The sequence below is a fragment of the uncultured Photobacterium sp. genome, assembly GCF_947039875.1.
GTDB lineage: Bacteria > Pseudomonadota > Gammaproteobacteria > Enterobacterales > Vibrionaceae > Photobacterium.
On the sequence record NZ_CAMRAN010000011.1, the window covers coordinates 32218 to 46739 of the forward strand.

The 14522-nt window shown below is 42.4% G+C and carries 16 protein-coding genes; all 16 read left to right on the forward strand.

All coding sequences use genetic code 11. The features are described from left to right. The first annotated feature begins 221 nt into the window (after window positions 1-221). The 16 genes from Q0V26_RS05850 to fliR all read left to right on the forward strand — a co-directional run bounded on the left by Q0V26_RS05850 (window position 222) and on the right by fliR (window position 14461). A complete protein-coding gene (locus tag Q0V26_RS05850; protein ID WP_297479201.1) occupies window positions 222-1244 on the forward strand; it encodes a PAS domain-containing sensor histidine kinase in 1023 nt (340 codons plus the stop codon). Between the two features lie 29 nt (window positions 1245-1273). After that, complete coding sequence (locus Q0V26_RS05855; protein ID WP_297479204.1) at window positions 1274-2662, forward strand: sigma-54 dependent transcriptional regulator; 1389 nt, start codon at window positions 1274-1276, stop codon at window positions 2660-2662. A 61-nt stretch (window positions 2663-2723) separates the two neighbouring features. Beyond that, window positions 2724-3035: a flagellar hook-basal body complex protein FliE gene (gene fliE, locus Q0V26_RS05860; protein WP_297479207.1), complete on the forward strand. Its 312-nt coding sequence runs from the start codon at window positions 2724-2726 to the stop codon at window positions 3033-3035. Window positions 3036-3153: 118 nt separating this feature from the next. Continuing rightward, window positions 3154-4842, forward strand: a complete 1689-nt coding sequence (gene fliF / locus Q0V26_RS05865; protein WP_297479340.1) for a flagellar basal-body MS-ring/collar protein FliF — start codon at window positions 3154-3156, stop codon at window positions 4840-4842. Continuing rightward, complete coding sequence (gene fliG, locus Q0V26_RS05870; protein ID WP_080156979.1) at window positions 4835-5875, forward strand: flagellar motor switch protein FliG; 1041 nt, start codon at window positions 4835-4837, stop codon at window positions 5873-5875. The genes fliF and fliG overlap by 8 nt, the downstream gene beginning before the upstream one ends. 45 nt (window positions 5876-5920) lie before the next feature. Next, window positions 5921-6742, forward strand: a complete 822-nt coding sequence (fliH, locus tag Q0V26_RS05875) for a flagellar assembly protein FliH (protein WP_297479210.1) — start codon at window positions 5921-5923, stop codon at window positions 6740-6742. Next, a complete protein-coding gene (gene fliI, locus Q0V26_RS05880; protein ID WP_107275311.1) occupies window positions 6739-8055 on the forward strand; it encodes a flagellar protein export ATPase FliI in 1317 nt (438 codons plus the stop codon). The genes fliH and fliI overlap by 4 nt, the downstream gene beginning before the upstream one ends. Before the next feature lie 43 nt (window positions 8056-8098). Beyond that, window positions 8099-8542 (forward strand): flagellar export protein FliJ, encoded by a 444-nt coding sequence (gene fliJ, locus Q0V26_RS05885; RefSeq protein ID WP_045036582.1) that lies wholly within the window; start codon window positions 8099-8101, stop codon window positions 8540-8542. 131 nt (window positions 8543-8673) lie between these two features. Continuing rightward, window positions 8674-10083, forward strand: a complete 1410-nt coding sequence (locus Q0V26_RS05890) for a flagellar hook-length control protein FliK (protein WP_297479215.1) — start codon at window positions 8674-8676, stop codon at window positions 10081-10083. 106 nt (window positions 10084-10189) lie between these two features. Next, on the forward strand, window positions 10190-10663 hold the full coding sequence (gene fliL, locus Q0V26_RS05895; protein ID WP_297479218.1) for a flagellar basal body-associated protein FliL: 474 nt from the start codon (window positions 10190-10192) through the stop codon (window positions 10661-10663). A 7-nt stretch (window positions 10664-10670) separates the two neighbouring features. After that, entirely contained in the window at window positions 10671-11723 is a 1053-nt protein-coding gene (gene fliM / locus Q0V26_RS05900) for a flagellar motor switch protein FliM (RefSeq protein WP_080156973.1), read from the forward strand. A 23-nt stretch (window positions 11724-11746) separates the two neighbouring features. Further along, window positions 11747-12133 (forward strand): flagellar motor switch protein FliN, encoded by a 387-nt coding sequence (fliN, locus tag Q0V26_RS05905; RefSeq protein ID WP_080156971.1) that lies wholly within the window; start codon window positions 11747-11749, stop codon window positions 12131-12133. Between the two features lie 9 nt (window positions 12134-12142). Beyond that, complete coding sequence (fliO, locus tag Q0V26_RS05910; protein ID WP_080156969.1) at window positions 12143-12499, forward strand: flagellar biosynthetic protein FliO; 357 nt, start codon at window positions 12143-12145, stop codon at window positions 12497-12499. Continuing rightward, window positions 12486-13325 (forward strand): flagellar type III secretion system pore protein FliP, encoded by an 840-nt coding sequence (gene fliP, locus Q0V26_RS05915; protein WP_080156967.1) that lies wholly within the window; start codon window positions 12486-12488, stop codon window positions 13323-13325. Before fliO ends, fliP begins: the two co-directional genes overlap by 14 nt. A gap of 31 nt (window positions 13326-13356) precedes the next feature. Then, the gene (gene fliQ, locus Q0V26_RS05920) at window positions 13357-13626 is read left to right on the forward strand and encodes a flagellar biosynthesis protein FliQ (protein WP_036795654.1); all 270 of its coding nucleotides are present in this window, start codon (window positions 13357-13359) and stop codon (window positions 13624-13626) included. Window positions 13627-13678: 52 nt separating this feature from the next. Further along, window positions 13679-14461: a flagellar biosynthetic protein FliR gene (fliR, locus tag Q0V26_RS05925; protein WP_107275314.1), complete on the forward strand. Its 783-nt coding sequence runs from the start codon at window positions 13679-13681 to the stop codon at window positions 14459-14461. Window positions 14462-14522: the final 61 nt, after the last annotated feature.

Consider the following 14522-nt stretch of genomic DNA (forward strand, 5'->3'; position numbering starts at 1 on the left):
CCCACTAAATATAACTCTCAGCCATGATGAAGAGGCAGAGTTACTAATAAATATATCCTCGTAAGCTAAAAATGGTGTCCACAAACACAAATGTGTTATTAGTGTCATAAAAATGACATTAACAATTCGTCCATTGTTTATCTAACTGCATGATAAATACGATTTATTAGTGGTATGTTATTTGCATGATCACTGCTATTGTTGTTCGTAGTAGATTAATCATGAGTGACTCATCCATAACATTATTAGCGTTAAACCAGCAAGTTGAGCGTTATCAGCAAGTATTACAAGTAATGCCTGTTGCCGTTATTTTATTGGATGAAAAGGGCGTAATTAGTGAAGCTAATCAAGAAGCCTTGCGGTTACTTGGTGAACCATTAATCGGTCAACGTTGGGGAGAGATTATTCAACGTAGTTTCGCACCTCAAGATGATGATGGACATGAGGTTTCATTGCGTAGTGGCCGTAAAGTGAAGCTTGCTATTTCAGCTTCTGCGGCAGGGCAGCTTATTGTGATCACTGATTTAACCGAAACCCGTCAGCTACAGTCACGGTTAAGTGAAATGCAGCGTTTGTCGTCGTTAGGGCGAATGGTTGCATCGTTGGCACATCAAGTACGTACTCCGTTAGCCAGTGCGTTATTGTATGCTGCTAATTTAGCATCATCAGGGTTAACTCCAACCACGCGAACACGTTTTCAAACTAAGCTGGTGGATCGATTATATGATCTGGAAAAACAAGTTAACGATATGCTGTTATTTGCTAAAGGTGGCGACAATAAAGTGGTGAGTGAATTTACTATTGAAAGTTTACTCAACAGTTTAGAAGCAATGATAGAAGCCCAAGTTTTGAGTCATGATGTCGATTTTAGCATTGACTGCGACGATGAAACATTGCGTTTAATGGGCAATGAAAATGCATTAGCGAGCGCGGTGGGTAATTTGATCACTAATGCGATTCAAATGGCTGGCAAAGGTTGCCGAGTTGCAGTGCGCTGTCAACAGCAGGATCAAATGCTATTACTCAGTGTGACAGATAACGGCCCAGGAATTGCGGCAGAGCATCATCAAAAAGTGTTAGAACCTTTTTTTACCACTCGTAAACAAGGCACCGGATTAGGACTGGCTGTGGTACAGATGGTGGTATCAGCCCATCACGGTAGTTTGATATTAGATTCACAACTGGGGCAAGGGGCCACATTTACCTTGCAGTTACCGTTAGTCACATCAGTTCAAGCCGCATAATGGTTCGAGTTAACTATGGAGAGTGAAGCATGAGTCAAACGCGAGTATTAGTCGTAGAAGATGACGAAGGTTTGCGTGAAGCGTTAGTTGATACGCTTGCATTAGCGGGTTATCAATGGCTAGAAGCGGAAAGTGCAGAACACGCATTAGTGCTATTGAAATCTGAATCGGTTGATATTGTGGTTTCTGATGTGCAAATGACGGGCATGGATGGCTTAGCTTTATTGCGTAGTATTAAATTGCAATGGCCGAAAATGCCAGTGTTATTAATGACCGCTTACGCCAATATCGAAGATGCTGTTGCAGCAATGAAAGAGGGGGCACTTGATTACATGGCTAAACCATTTGCCCCGCAAGTTTTGTTAAATATGGTTGGTCGCTATGCACCGATCCGATCCAACGCTACCAATACGGTCGCAGCGGATCCTAAAAGTTTGCATTTGTTAGCAATGGCAGAAAAAGTCGCTAAAACAGATGCCAGCGTGATGGTCTTAGGTCCTAGTGGGTCGGGTAAAGAAGTGTTGTCACGTTATATTCACGACCATTCTTTACGCTGTGATGGACCTTTTGTGGCGATTAACTGTGCTGCTATTCCTGAAAATATGCTAGAAGCGATGCTATTTGGCTATGAAAAAGGGGCTTTTACAGGAGCAATACAAGCCTGTCCGGGCAAGTTTGAACAAGCTCAAGCAGGTACGATTTTACTGGATGAAATCAGTGAAATGGACATTAACTTGCAAGCTAAATTATTACGGGTATTGCAAGAACGTGAAGTTGAACGTTTAGGTGGACGTAAAAGCATTAAATTGAATGTGCGCATTATTGCAACCAGTAACCGTGATTTAAAAAATCATGTTGCGAAGGGGCGTTTTCGTGAAGATTTGTATTACCGCTTAAATGTTTTTCCAATGACATGGCCAGCATTAACGGAGCGTAAGGGCGATATTGTGCCGTTAGCGCAGTTATTTTTACAACGCCATGCGAGTCAACAAGGGATGGCGATCCCTGTAATAGCACCATGTGCGCTCAACAAATTATTACAATATACATGGCCCGGAAATGTACGTGAACTTGATAACGTGATTCAACGCGCGTTAATCATTCACGATAACCTTATGATAACTGAGCAACATATTTTGGTTGAAGGACTTGATTGGTTACAGATGGTTACACCTTCTACCGCGCCTGATTGCGAAATATCACCGTCGACCACAACGACAATTGACTCAATATCATCCACAGTTGCGGAAAGTTTAGGCCATGAATTACGCGGCCAAGAATTTAATATTATTTTAGATACCTTAGTTGCTTGCCAAGGTAATCGAAAAGATATGGCCGATAAACTGGGCATTAGTCCACGTACATTACGCTATAAATTAGCCAAAATGCGTGATGCTGGCATTGAACTCCCCGCATAATCGATGGGTTATAGATATAACAAACCTTTTTTAGTAGCGATAAACACAGTGAGATTTTGCAATGAAAGTTAATGGATTAGCGGCTGAAATGCAGGCAATGCGTTTAGATGCTCAAAATAATATTCGTCCCGCAACAGGACAACAGGTTAGTGCTGATTTTGGCAATTTACTTAATGATGCCATTAAGTCGGTGAATCCGCTTCAAGGGCAGTCAAGTGATCTTGCTACTCGGTTTGATCAAGGTGATCGCAGTGTGTCGTTATCTGATGTGATGATTGCCCGTAATAAATCCAGTGTGGCGTTTGAAGCGACGGTGCAAGTGCGTAATAAAATGGTACAGGCCTACAAAGAATTAATGAATATGCCGGTATAAATATCGTTGTTATCCGTCGATGTGATAGCGCATCATTAGCTATATGTGTGAGAAATAAATAGTGTCAGATCAAATTGTTAATCAACCCGTTACGGTTGCAAATAATAATACTTCACCGATATTACGCGATGCTGCTCAAGATCCCGATCTTGCTGAAAAGAAAGCATCGCGTACTGACAGTATTTTAGGCAATCTTGATCTGTTACGGCAGGTGATTTTAGTGCTATCGGTTGCGATTTGTGTCGCGCTAATTGTCATGGTCGTGGTGTGGATAAAAGAGCCCGAAATGCGACCATTGGGTAGCTATGAAACCGAAGAATTGATCCCTATTTTAGATCACTTTGATCAAAAGAAAATTGATTACCAACTTGATGGCAATACCATTCGAGTACCGGCTGATAAATATAGCAGTATAAAATTAGATTTAACCCGCAGTGGTTTAAACAGTCGTACCGCTGAAGGCGATGATATTTTATTAAAAGACATGGGATTTGGTGTTTCACAGCGGCTTGAAAATGAACGTTTAAAATTAAGCCGTGAACGTCAATTAGCGCGTGCTATCGAACAAATTAGTCAAGTACGTAAGGCGCAAGTGTTGCTTGCGATGCCAAAACAAAGTGTGTTTGTGCGTCATAATCAAGATGCTACCGCGACGGTTTTTCTGACTTTAGCATCAGGCGGAGCACTAGGGCAGCAAGAAGTTGATTCCATTGTTGATATGGTGGCAACGGCGGTGCCTGGTTTACGTCCTACTCGCGTTACGGTGACCGATCAACACGGGCGTTTATTAAGCTCAGGTACTGAAGATCCTTCCTCAACCGCTAAACGAAAAGAATACGAATTAGAGCGTAAACAAGAGCAATCTTTACGGGAAAAAATCGACGCTATTTTGATGCCTGTTTTAGGGTTGGGAAATTACACCTCACAAGTTGATATAGCGATGGATTTCTCCTCCTTAGAAGAAACCCGTAAACGCTATGACCCTGCCACGGCGGCTACTCGAAGTGAGTTTACGCGTGAAGATAGTAATGGTGGTCAAGTGGTAGCGGGTATTCCTGGAGCATTAAGCAACCAACCCCCTGTCAGTAGTGCGATTCCCGAAAATATAAAAGACATGCAAGCTGGCACAAGCAGCGGTAATGGTCGCATGCACCGTGAATCTACCCGTAACTATGAGTTAGACACCACGATAAGCCATAAACGCGCGCAAACAGGTGTTATTGATCGTCAAACGGTGTCGGTTGCGATTGATTATAAATCAATAGTTGATCCTAAAACGGGTGAGATCACACGAGTACCAGTATCTGAAGCTGAAATTGTTAAAATTCGTCGTTTATTAATGGGCGGTATTGGTTTTTCAGAGGCGCGTGGTGATTTATTGGAAGTACTATCGGTGCCATTTGCGCTGCCTGAAGAACTATTATTGGCTGATGTGCCCATTTGGGAGAATCCGAATTTTAGCAGTTGGATTCGATGGCTTGCAGCGGCCTTGGTGATTATTGTGGTGATCATCGTCTTGGTGCGTCCAGCAATGAACAAGTTGCTATACCCAAATCAAGCGGCTAATGGCACACCGTTAGATGAAAATGGTTTACCGATTTTAACCCACAATAGTCATAGTGATGGCACCAGCTTAATCGGTGGTGACTTAGATCCAAATGAAAGCTTTGAATTAAGTAGTAGTAGTTTAGATCTGCCTAATTTACATAAAGATGAAGATTTACTGAAAGCAGTGCGGGCGTTGGTTGCCAATGAACCGGATCTTGCTGCACAAGTCGTGAAAAGCTGGATGAATGAAGATGGCTAATGATGTAGCACCAATCGATAATAAATTTGATATTAAAAGCCTTAATGGCACGGAAAAAGCTGCGATTTTATTATTAAGTCTTAATGAACAAGATGCCGCCAGTATTATTCGCCATCTTGATCCGAAGCAGGTGCAGCGAGTCGGTGGCTCGATGGCAAGCATGAAGAACTTAAATCAAGATAAAGTCTCGAGTGTGCATCGTTCATTTTTAGAAGAAATTCAAAAATACACCAGCATTGGTATGGGTAGCGAAGATTTTGTTCGTAATGCGTTAGTGGCAGCATTAGGTGAAGATAAAGCCAATAATTTGGTTGATCAAATTCTAATGGGTAGCGGTTCGCGTGGACTTGATTCTTTAAAATGGATGGATCCGCGCCAAGTTGCCAGTATTATTTTAAATGAGCACCCACAGATTCAAACCATCGTGTTGTCTTATTTAGAGCCTGAACAATCCGCTGAAATTTTATCGCAATTCCCTGAACGCGTGCGATTAGATTTGATGATGCGTATTGCTAATTTGGAAGAAGTTCAACCTGCGGCACTGCATGAATTAAACGACATTATGGAAAAACAGTTTGCGGGTCAAGCGGGTGCACAAGCAGCTAAAATTGGTGGCTTAAAAGCAGCAGCAGAAATCATGAACTATCTCGATAATAACGTTGAAGGGCTGTTGATGGATCAAATTCGTGAAAACGATGAAGAAACAGCGACTCAAATTCAAGACTTGATGTTTGTGTTTGATAATCTGATTGAAGTTGATGATCGTGGCATTCAAATTCTATTGCGAGATGTGCCGCAAGATCTATTACAAAAAGCCCTTAAAGGTGCAGATGATATGTTACGTGATAAGTTCTATCGCAACATGTCTAAACGTGCGGGTGAAATGCTACAAGAAGATTTAGAAGCCATGGGGCCTATTCGTGTGGCTGATGTTGAAGCGGCTCAGAAAGAAATTTTATCTATTGCGCGTCGTTTATCTGATTTGGGTGAATTAGTGCTAACTGGCAATGGTGGCACTGATGAATTTTTATAATAGTAATGCGGTGGTTCAATGTAAGTTGAAGGAAAAGGTGTTGCCATGAGTGATGAACGTCGTCGTGGTTTTATGCGCGTGTCAGAACATCAAGCCCAAGAACTTGAACGCTGGGCATACCCTGATTACAGCCATGACAGTGATCATGAACCTGAAAATGCGCTTAATTATGATCATCAATATTATCTTGAGCAACAACAATTACAGCAACAGCAATTAACTCAACCTGAGCCACCGCCGCCACCATTAACCGCGGCAGAACTTGAAGCCATGCAGCAATCTGCTTATGACGAAGGGGTTGAGCAAGGGCGTCAAGCTGGGCATAGCGAAGGTTTTTCTCAAGGCCATGCTGAAGGGGTTACAGCCGGCCATGCTGAAGGGCTGGCACAAGGCTTACAGCAAGGGCTAGAACAAGCTCAAGCTCAAATTGATCAACAAGTGGCATTGTTAATGGCGGTGATGGATAAATTTGCAGATCCTATTGCTAAAGTCGACACCGAAGTTGAACAACAATTATTGTTATTGGTGAATGGTTTAACCAAGGCATTGATTCGTGTTGAAGTTAAAACCAATCCTCAAGTATTACTCAATACTGTTCGCGAAGTTGTAGCAACGCTACCGATAGCTGAGCGAGAAATTAAAATGCATTTACATCCAGAAGATGTTGCGTTAATTCATGCCAGCTTTGATGAGGCTGATCTGCAACAACGTCAATGGTCATTAATTGCAGAGCCGAGCTTACAACGAGGGGATTTACAGTTGGCGTGTGGCAGTTCTAGTGTTGATTATTTAATTGATGATCGTATTTTGCATTCACTGACCACCTTTAATGAACTCAACAGTAATTTGCAAGAGCTAGTGTTATGACCCTCGCACAACGCCTCAGTCGCTACCAAACTGCAAATACCGCTTGTAAACCTGTGGCTTCAGGGCGGTTGGATCGTGTTGTTGGGCTAACCCTTGAAGCGATAGGCTGCCGCGCCCCTGTTGGCAGTGTCTGTAAAGTAGAAACCCTCACTGGTGAACTAGAAGCAGAAGTGGTGGGTTTTGCTGGTGAAACGCTTTTTTTAATGCCAAGTGAGCAATTATCAGGGGTGATGCCAGGTGCTAAAGTTACCCCTATTTTGCATAACAGTGGTATTCCAGTCGGGCCTGAATTACTTGGGCGTGTTATTGATGGTATTGGTAATCCACTTGATGGCTTAGGGCCTATTTTTACTGAGCAACGAGCAGCGTTTACCTCGGCTCCCATTAACCCCTTATCACGCAAACCGATTAAAGAACCCCTTGATGTTGGTATTAAGGCTATTAATGGTTTATTAACAGTCGGAAAAGGACAGCGGATTGGTCTTTTTGCTGGTTCTGGTGTGGGTAAATCGGTCACGCTGGGTATGATGACTCGCGGTACCAGTGCGCAAATTGTGGTGGTGGGGCTTATTGGCGAGCGTGGTCGAGAAGTAAAAGAATTTATTGATGAAATTTTAGGTAAAGAAGGCCGTGAGCGAGCCGTTGTGATAGCCGCGCCTGCCGATGCTTCGCCATTAATGCGTCTAAAAGGCTGCCAAACCTCACTCACCATTGCCGAGTATTTTCGCGATCAAGGGTTTGATGTGTTGCTGCTGATGGATTCATTAACCCGCTTTGCTCAGGCGCAACGTGAAATTGCATTGTCCGTTGGTGAACCACCTGCAACCAAAGGTTATCCACCATCGGTGTTTGCTAAGTTACCTGCGCTGGTGGAACGGGCAGGTAATGGTAATGAAAATCAAGGTTCGATCACCGCTTTTTTCACGGTATTAAGTGAAGGTGATGATCTGCAAGATCCGATTGCCGATGCTTCACGTGCGATCCTCGATGGTCATATTGTGTTATCGCGTGAAATGGCGGATGCGGGGCATTATCCTGCAATTGATGTTGAGCGTTCTGTTAGTCGTGTTATGCCAGCCATCGTTAGTGATGACCATATGCTGATGTCGAAAGCCGTACGTCAAATTTTATCTATTTGCCGTAAAAATCAAGACTTGGTTGCTATTGGTGCCTATAAACCGGGAACTGATGCAACGATTGATCAAGCTTTTAGTTTTAAACCGAAATTAGACAATTATTTACAGCAAGAAATGAAAGAAGCGGTACCGTATGAAATGTGCGTCAATATGTTGCGATCTACATTAGGTGGCTAATGGAACTTGGCAATAAGGTAATTGAAGACAAGGTCGTTATAGTATGCCATTGAGAACATTTGAATTATTAATCGAACAAGCACAACAACAAGAACATCAAGCCAGCCTCGCCCTCAATCAAGCGCAACTTGAACAGCAAAATTATTTACAGCAATTAGCTCAAATTGAACAGTACCGATTAGATTACTGTCGTCAGCTTTCTGAGCGTGGGCAACAAGGGCTGAGTGCAAGCCAATATAGCCATTTACAAAAATTCTTAACTCAACTTGATACCACATTAGAGAAGCAAAAACAGGCGGGTGGCTATTTTGCTAATCAAATTGAGCAATGCCGTCAGCATTGGCAAGCCATGCAGCAAAAAAAACGTGGTATTGAATGGTTACTGGAAAAAAAACAGCGTGAACGGCAGCTTTTTTTGAATAAACAAGAACAAAAAATGATGGATGAATTTGTAACGTTACAATTTGCACGGCGCCAACAACGCTAGAACTAAAAAACTGGTTTACTTTTTGCATTAGGATAGAACATTAGTTTTGAATGAAACGTTTTTTTGACGCTTTAATCAAACAGTTATTCATTTATTTGTCGTCTGTCGCGACACGTATTAAAAGAGTTACTATGAATCTATTTAATGTGTCATCTGCGCAAACGCCAAAATTGGTGACGGGCAGTTCCGTTGCCAGTTCAATACCTGACACTACGCCATTCGGTGATGGTCAGTTTTTAGAGCAATACCAGCAAGCGCTTGATGAAATGCCTCCGCTAGCGGTGGTTGATGGCGAACCCACATTACTTTTTGATCAAACAGCGATGAGTGCTGAACAGATGAATATTGAGAGTGAAGTAAACATTCCCTCTACCGCTGACGTTATTGATGATGAAAGTGAAATATTAATCGCAGATTCAATAATTGCCGATACCGCAATTGATAAATCATTAATGAACGCTGATGACGGCGAGAGAGTCATTGATGGCGCAGTAGAGTTAATGGCTGCAGGCAATGTCTTTTTACAGCAACTCACACAATCTAACCAGCAGCTTAATTCAGTTGATAAAACACAAACTGAGACTGTTGATGCGAGCGGCAAAAGCTTGCCATCGGTCGTCATGCCAACAACAGATGCTGTACTGACTCAAGATGAATTGGTAGCAGCTCAAACAGCCATTAAAACCACCAATGAAAGTGCTGCGTTTATCATGCCAGCTATGGCCGTAGCGACAACTGCGGCTGAGGCTCTGACGGCAAAAGCGACAGTAAATAGTGATGGACAAAAATCTGGCGCACAGAGTGATGCCGAGCTTATTTCTGATATTAGTGTCAATAATTTGCCATTGCCAGCCTCTTATCGCTCTTTATCTACCTCAACACCTAGTACCGATATGCTTATTAATCCTGCTGTGTTTGATGGTGCTTCTTTGTTGGTAGACGATAATCGACCTCAACAAGGCGTAAATAACCATTCTCAAGCTGATTCATTGGTTCAACAGTTAGCGGGATTAACGACAGCATCAACAACACCAATGCTGAAACCTGAATTACCGCCCATGACCAACGCTTTGCAATCGTCATTAGTTCTTACTCATGAACAGGCTGGCGAAGAGGTTCATGAACGGATCAATATGATGATGGCAAAGAACCTAAAATATGTCGATATTCGGTTAGATCCACCAGAACTTGGCAAACTTCAGATTAAATTGAGTATTAACCAAGATCAAGCTTCGGTGCAATTTACGGTAAATAATCACCAAGCCCGCGATATTGTTGAACAAGCGATGCCACGTTTACGCGAAATGTTACAACAACAAGGGCTACAACTCGCACAAAGCTCGGTACAACAAGAGAATAGCCACCAATTTACGGGGCACAACTCTAATAACTCTGCACATTCACAGTCACACTCAGGGCAGCCATCCTCTTTAACAATAATGGCTGATGATGGATCTCTCATCGCTGAAAGTGATCAAGGGGATTTGCCCATCAGTATGTTCGTAGCAAAACACAAAGACCAAGTTGATTATTACGCTTAGCGTTTTTGGTCATATTAATCGCGTAGGTTTAATCAATAAGGAAAAACATGCAGCAATGTCATGTCGTAATAAAGACCGCAATAAATAGCGAGCAGGATAAATAATGATGGCTAGAAATAGAAAAAAAACAATTGTCATTAGCTTGGTTATTCTGCTTGTGAGCGTTGTGATTGGTGGTGGCATTTGGTTTTTCACCACACCATCAGCGGAAGCTAAAGCGGCAGAGGTTGGCTCAACATCAACTCAGTCGCCGTTGAAAATGTCGGCTTATTATATCGTGTTACCTGAACCATTTATTTTTAATGTTAGTGGTAAAGAACGTGATCGCGTGGTGCAAATAAAAGTACAGCTAATGGTGCGTGGTGAACAAAATGAAGCGTTGGCTAAAAAACATGTGCCATTGGTTGAAAGTGTATTGCTACAAACTTTTGCAGCAGCCACGGTTGAGCAATTACGCCAACCACAAGGGCGTGAAAAGTTACGTCAACAAGCATTGACAACCGTACAAGCAACGATGAACAAGATGACGAACATGCCTGTGGTTGAACGGGTGTTATTTACTGGCTTTGTGATGCAATAGGTGTGCTGTGAGTGATTTATTAACCCAAGATGAAATTGATGCGCTATTGCATGGTGTTGATGAACCTGATGATGATGCGAGTGATGGTGATCAAGGCTCTGGTATAACGGCTTTTGATTTTTCTTCGCAAGATCGGATTGTTCGTGGCCGAATGCCGACCCTTGAATTGATCAATGAACGTTTTGCGCGCCATATGCGGATCAGTTTATTTAATATGTTGCGTAAAACGGCTGAAGTGTCAATCAATGGCGTCCAAATGATCAAATTTGGTGAGTATCAAAATACGCTTTATGTGCCTACGAGTTTAAATATGGTGCGTTTTAGACCATTAAAAGGAACCGCATTGATCACCATGGAAGCACGATTAGTGTTTATTTTGGTTGAGAATTTCTTTGGTGGTGATGGTCGTTTTCACGCCAAAATTGAAGGGCGTGAATTTACCCCAACGGAACGCCGTATTGTGCAAATGCTACTGAAATTGGTGTTTGAAGATTACCGTGAAGCATGGTCACCCGTGATGTCGGTTGAGTTTGAATATATCGACTCTGAAGTTAACCCAACCATGGCTAATATTGTCAGCCCGACCGAAGTGATTGTGGTGAGCTCATTCCATATTGAGATTGATGGTGGTGGCGGTGATTTTCATGTGGTGATGCCGTATTCAATGGTTGAGCCTATTCGTGAATTGCTCGATGCCGGTGTACAAAGTGACAAAATGGATACCGATGTCCGTTGGAGCCATGCATTACGTGATGAAATCATGGATGTACCTGTAAATCTACGCGCTAAGTTATTAGATATTGATATTTCATTACGTGATTTGATGGAGCTACAAACGGGAGATGTTATTCCAATCTCGATGCCAGAGTCAGCCACGATTTTTGTTGAAGATTTACCGACCTATCGCGCCAAAATGGGGCGTAGTGGCGATAATGTTGCGCTGAAAATTACCGATAAATTAAAACGCCCAGATATGGTGAAAACCGACTTGGCTTTTTTAGATCGTGAACTTTTAAGTTCGACTTTATTAGAAATGAATAACACTGATGACACTCATTAATTGACTCTTTAGTAGGAAAAATCATGTCTCAAAATGATCAACAAATGGCAGATGACTGGGCGGCAGCCCTTGCCGAACAACAAGACAGTGTTCAACCAGCACCATTGGAAGAGTTAATCGATGATACCGCCCCGATCTCTGATGATGAGCGTCGTAAACTTGATACCATTATGGATATTCCGGTGACGATTTCAATGGAAGTTGGCCGTACGCAAATCAGTATTCGTAACTTGCTGCAACTTAACCAAGGCTCTGTGGTTGAGCTTGATCGAATTGCAGGTGAGTCATTGGATGTGATGGTTAATGGTACTTTGATTGCTCACGGTGAAGTGGTGGTGGTCAATGATAAATTTGGTATTCGTTTAACCGATGTGATTAGCCAAACCGAACGCATTAAAAAATTACGGTAAGAGTTAACGATGGATCAGTCAGTGACTTTAGGGCAAGCCCCCGATCTTAATCTAGCCACAACCTTAGCGTCATTGGTGTTGGTGATTGTTATTATTCTGTTTTTGGCATGGGTGCTAAAAAAAATGCGCTTAGTGGGCGTGCACAGTAGTGACCAGCGACTTACGATTGTAAAGCAATTAACGCTTGGACAGCGAGAGCGAATTGCGCTGATTCAAGTGGGTGATGAACAGCTGTTAGTTGGTATCACGCAGCATAATATCTCGTTGCTGAGTAAGCTTGAGCAACCTTTAATCATGGAAGATGTGCCAGCCAATGATTTTGCATCTCAGCTGAGCCGATTGATGACCACCAATGATAAAAAATAATCCCGCAATGTATTTTAAAATCGCTTTATTACTGTTGCTGAGCAGCGGTTGGATCATAACAACCCCTGCTTGGGCAACCGAGAGTGTTACTCAAGCGGCGATGACAGCGGAAAGTAGCGCATCACATTTAATTGCAGGAACTGGCCATGGTGGTATTCCTGCATTATCAGTCACCATGAACCCTGATGGTAGTGAAGATTACTCCATCACCTTGCAAATATTAGCGTTAATGACCGCGTTGGGATTTTTGCCTGCGGTGGTGATTTTAATGACATCATTTACCCGTATTGTGGTGGTGATGTCGATTTTGCGTCAAGCGATGGGTTTACAACAAACACCATCAAATCAGGTGATTATTGGTATCGCAATGTTTTTGACTTTCTTTGTGATGTCGCCTGTTATCGATAAAATTAATAACGATGCAGTGCAGCCTTATATCAATGAACAGATCAGTGCTAAACAAGCATTAACTAAAGCTGAAGCGCCGATGCGACAGTTTATGTTGAAGCAAACGCGCGTTAAAGATCTGGAAACCTTTGTTAATATTTCAGGTTCTACTGCGACGGATCCACAAACTGTTCCTATAACGGTGTTGGTGCCTGCCTTTATTACTTCTGAACTTAAGACTGCGTTTCAGATTGGGTTTATGCTGTTTTTACCGTTCTTAATCATTGATTTAGTGGTGGCATCAGTATTGATGGCGATGGGTATGATGATGCTATCACCGATGATTGTGTCATTGCCGTTTAAATTGATGTTGTTTGTTTTGGTAGACGGCTGGAATTTAATTCTGTCTACGTTAGCCGCCAGTTTTGGCACCTTATAAAGCCTACTTAAAGAGTAAGGATAAATAGACGATGACTCCTGAAGCGTTTGTCGGTATTTTTCAAGAAGCGCTGTACATGGTGTTGATCATGGTGTGCGCAATTGTTATTCCGGGCTTATTAATTGGTTTGGTGGTCGCGGTATTTCAAGCGGCAACCTCGATTAACGAACAAACATTGAGTTTCCTGCCACGTTTAGTGGTGACGTTATTAGCACTGATGTTCTTTGGGCACATGATGACACGCATGTTGATGGATTATTTTTTTCGTATTATCGATCAGATACCACAACTGCTGTACTAATTGTATTGATAGCAGCTCGCCACCGTGTTTGTCTCGTGAGTAGTCACCGTTTATGCACTATACCTCCAGCATATTATTAGAGTGGATTGCCAATTATTTTTGGCCGTTTACTCGTATTTCTTCAATGATGATGGCAATGACCTTTTTTGGGGCGCGTTTTGTGTCACCTAAAATTCGGCTATATCTGGCATTAGCGATCACTTTTACTGTGATGCCAATGCTACCTAAAGTGCCGACTGACATTGAGTTACTTTCTTTGGCCGGGTTTATTGTTACTACTCAACAAATCATTATTGGAGTGGCGATGGGGTTAGTGACCCAGTTTATTACGCAGACTTTTGTATTGTTAGGACAAATTTTAGGCATGCAATCAAGCTTAGGTTTTGCCTCAATGGTGGATCCTGCTAATGGTCAAAATACCCCCGTATTGGGACAATTTTATATGTTTCTGGCGATATTATTGTTCTTAGCCACTGACGGTCATTTGACGATGCTGAATGTGGTGGTGTTGAGTTTTACGACCTTACCTGTGGGCAGTAGTATGTTAGTTGCTGCTGACTATCACCAATTAGCAGGGTGGTTTGGGCATATTTTTAAAGCTGGGGTTGATATGGCGCTGGCTGGTGTTATTGCACTATTAACCGTTAACCTGTCATTTGGCGTGATGACCCGTGCTGCGCCCCAGTTAAATATTTTCTCATTAGGCTTTTCATTTGCGTTGTTACTTGGGCTTGCGATCAGTTGGTTTATTGTGCTGGGGATCGTGCCGCAATATGAGGCTATTTGGCAAACAGGGCTCGATCAAGTTTGTCGTTTAGTTCGGCTAGATTGTTAACCGTAAATTCCGTTTTATAACGGCTTATTGCGCTGCTTATCTTTCTTATATTCACTTTTTT

Excerpts from the sequence above, each read along its gene's own strand:
- Q0V26_RS05850 (WP_297479201.1), top strand. The coding sequence starts at position 222 with ATGAGTGACTCATCCATAACATTATTAGCGTTAAACCAGCAAGTTGAG.
- Q0V26_RS05855 (WP_297479204.1), top strand. The coding sequence starts at position 1,274 with ATGAGTCAAACGCGAGTATTAGTCGTAGAAGATGACGAAGGTTTGCGT.
- fliE (WP_297479207.1), top strand. The coding sequence starts at position 2,724 with ATGAAAGTTAATGGATTAGCGGCTGAAATGCAGGCAATGCGTTTAGAT.
- fliG (WP_080156979.1), top strand. The coding sequence starts at position 4,835 with ATGGCTAATGATGTAGCACCAATCGATAATAAATTTGATATTAAAAGC.
- fliH (WP_297479210.1), top strand. The coding sequence starts at position 5,921 with ATGAGTGATGAACGTCGTCGTGGTTTTATGCGCGTGTCAGAACATCAA.
- fliI (WP_107275311.1), top strand. The coding sequence starts at position 6,739 with ATGACCCTCGCACAACGCCTCAGTCGCTACCAAACTGCAAATACCGCT.
- fliJ (WP_045036582.1), top strand. The coding sequence starts at position 8,099 with ATGCCATTGAGAACATTTGAATTATTAATCGAACAAGCACAACAACAA.
- Q0V26_RS05890 (WP_297479215.1), top strand. The coding sequence starts at position 8,674 with ATGAATCTATTTAATGTGTCATCTGCGCAAACGCCAAAATTGGTGACG.
- fliL (WP_297479218.1), top strand. The coding sequence starts at position 10,190 with ATGGCTAGAAATAGAAAAAAAACAATTGTCATTAGCTTGGTTATTCTG.
- fliN (WP_080156971.1), top strand. The coding sequence starts at position 11,747 with ATGTCTCAAAATGATCAACAAATGGCAGATGACTGGGCGGCAGCCCTT.
- fliO (WP_080156969.1), top strand. The coding sequence starts at position 12,143 with ATGGATCAGTCAGTGACTTTAGGGCAAGCCCCCGATCTTAATCTAGCC.
- fliP (WP_080156967.1), top strand. The coding sequence starts at position 12,486 with ATGATAAAAAATAATCCCGCAATGTATTTTAAAATCGCTTTATTACTG.
- fliQ (WP_036795654.1), top strand. The coding sequence starts at position 13,357 with ATGACTCCTGAAGCGTTTGTCGGTATTTTTCAAGAAGCGCTGTACATG.
- fliR (WP_107275314.1), top strand. The coding sequence starts at position 13,679 with ATGCACTATACCTCCAGCATATTATTAGAGTGGATTGCCAATTATTTT.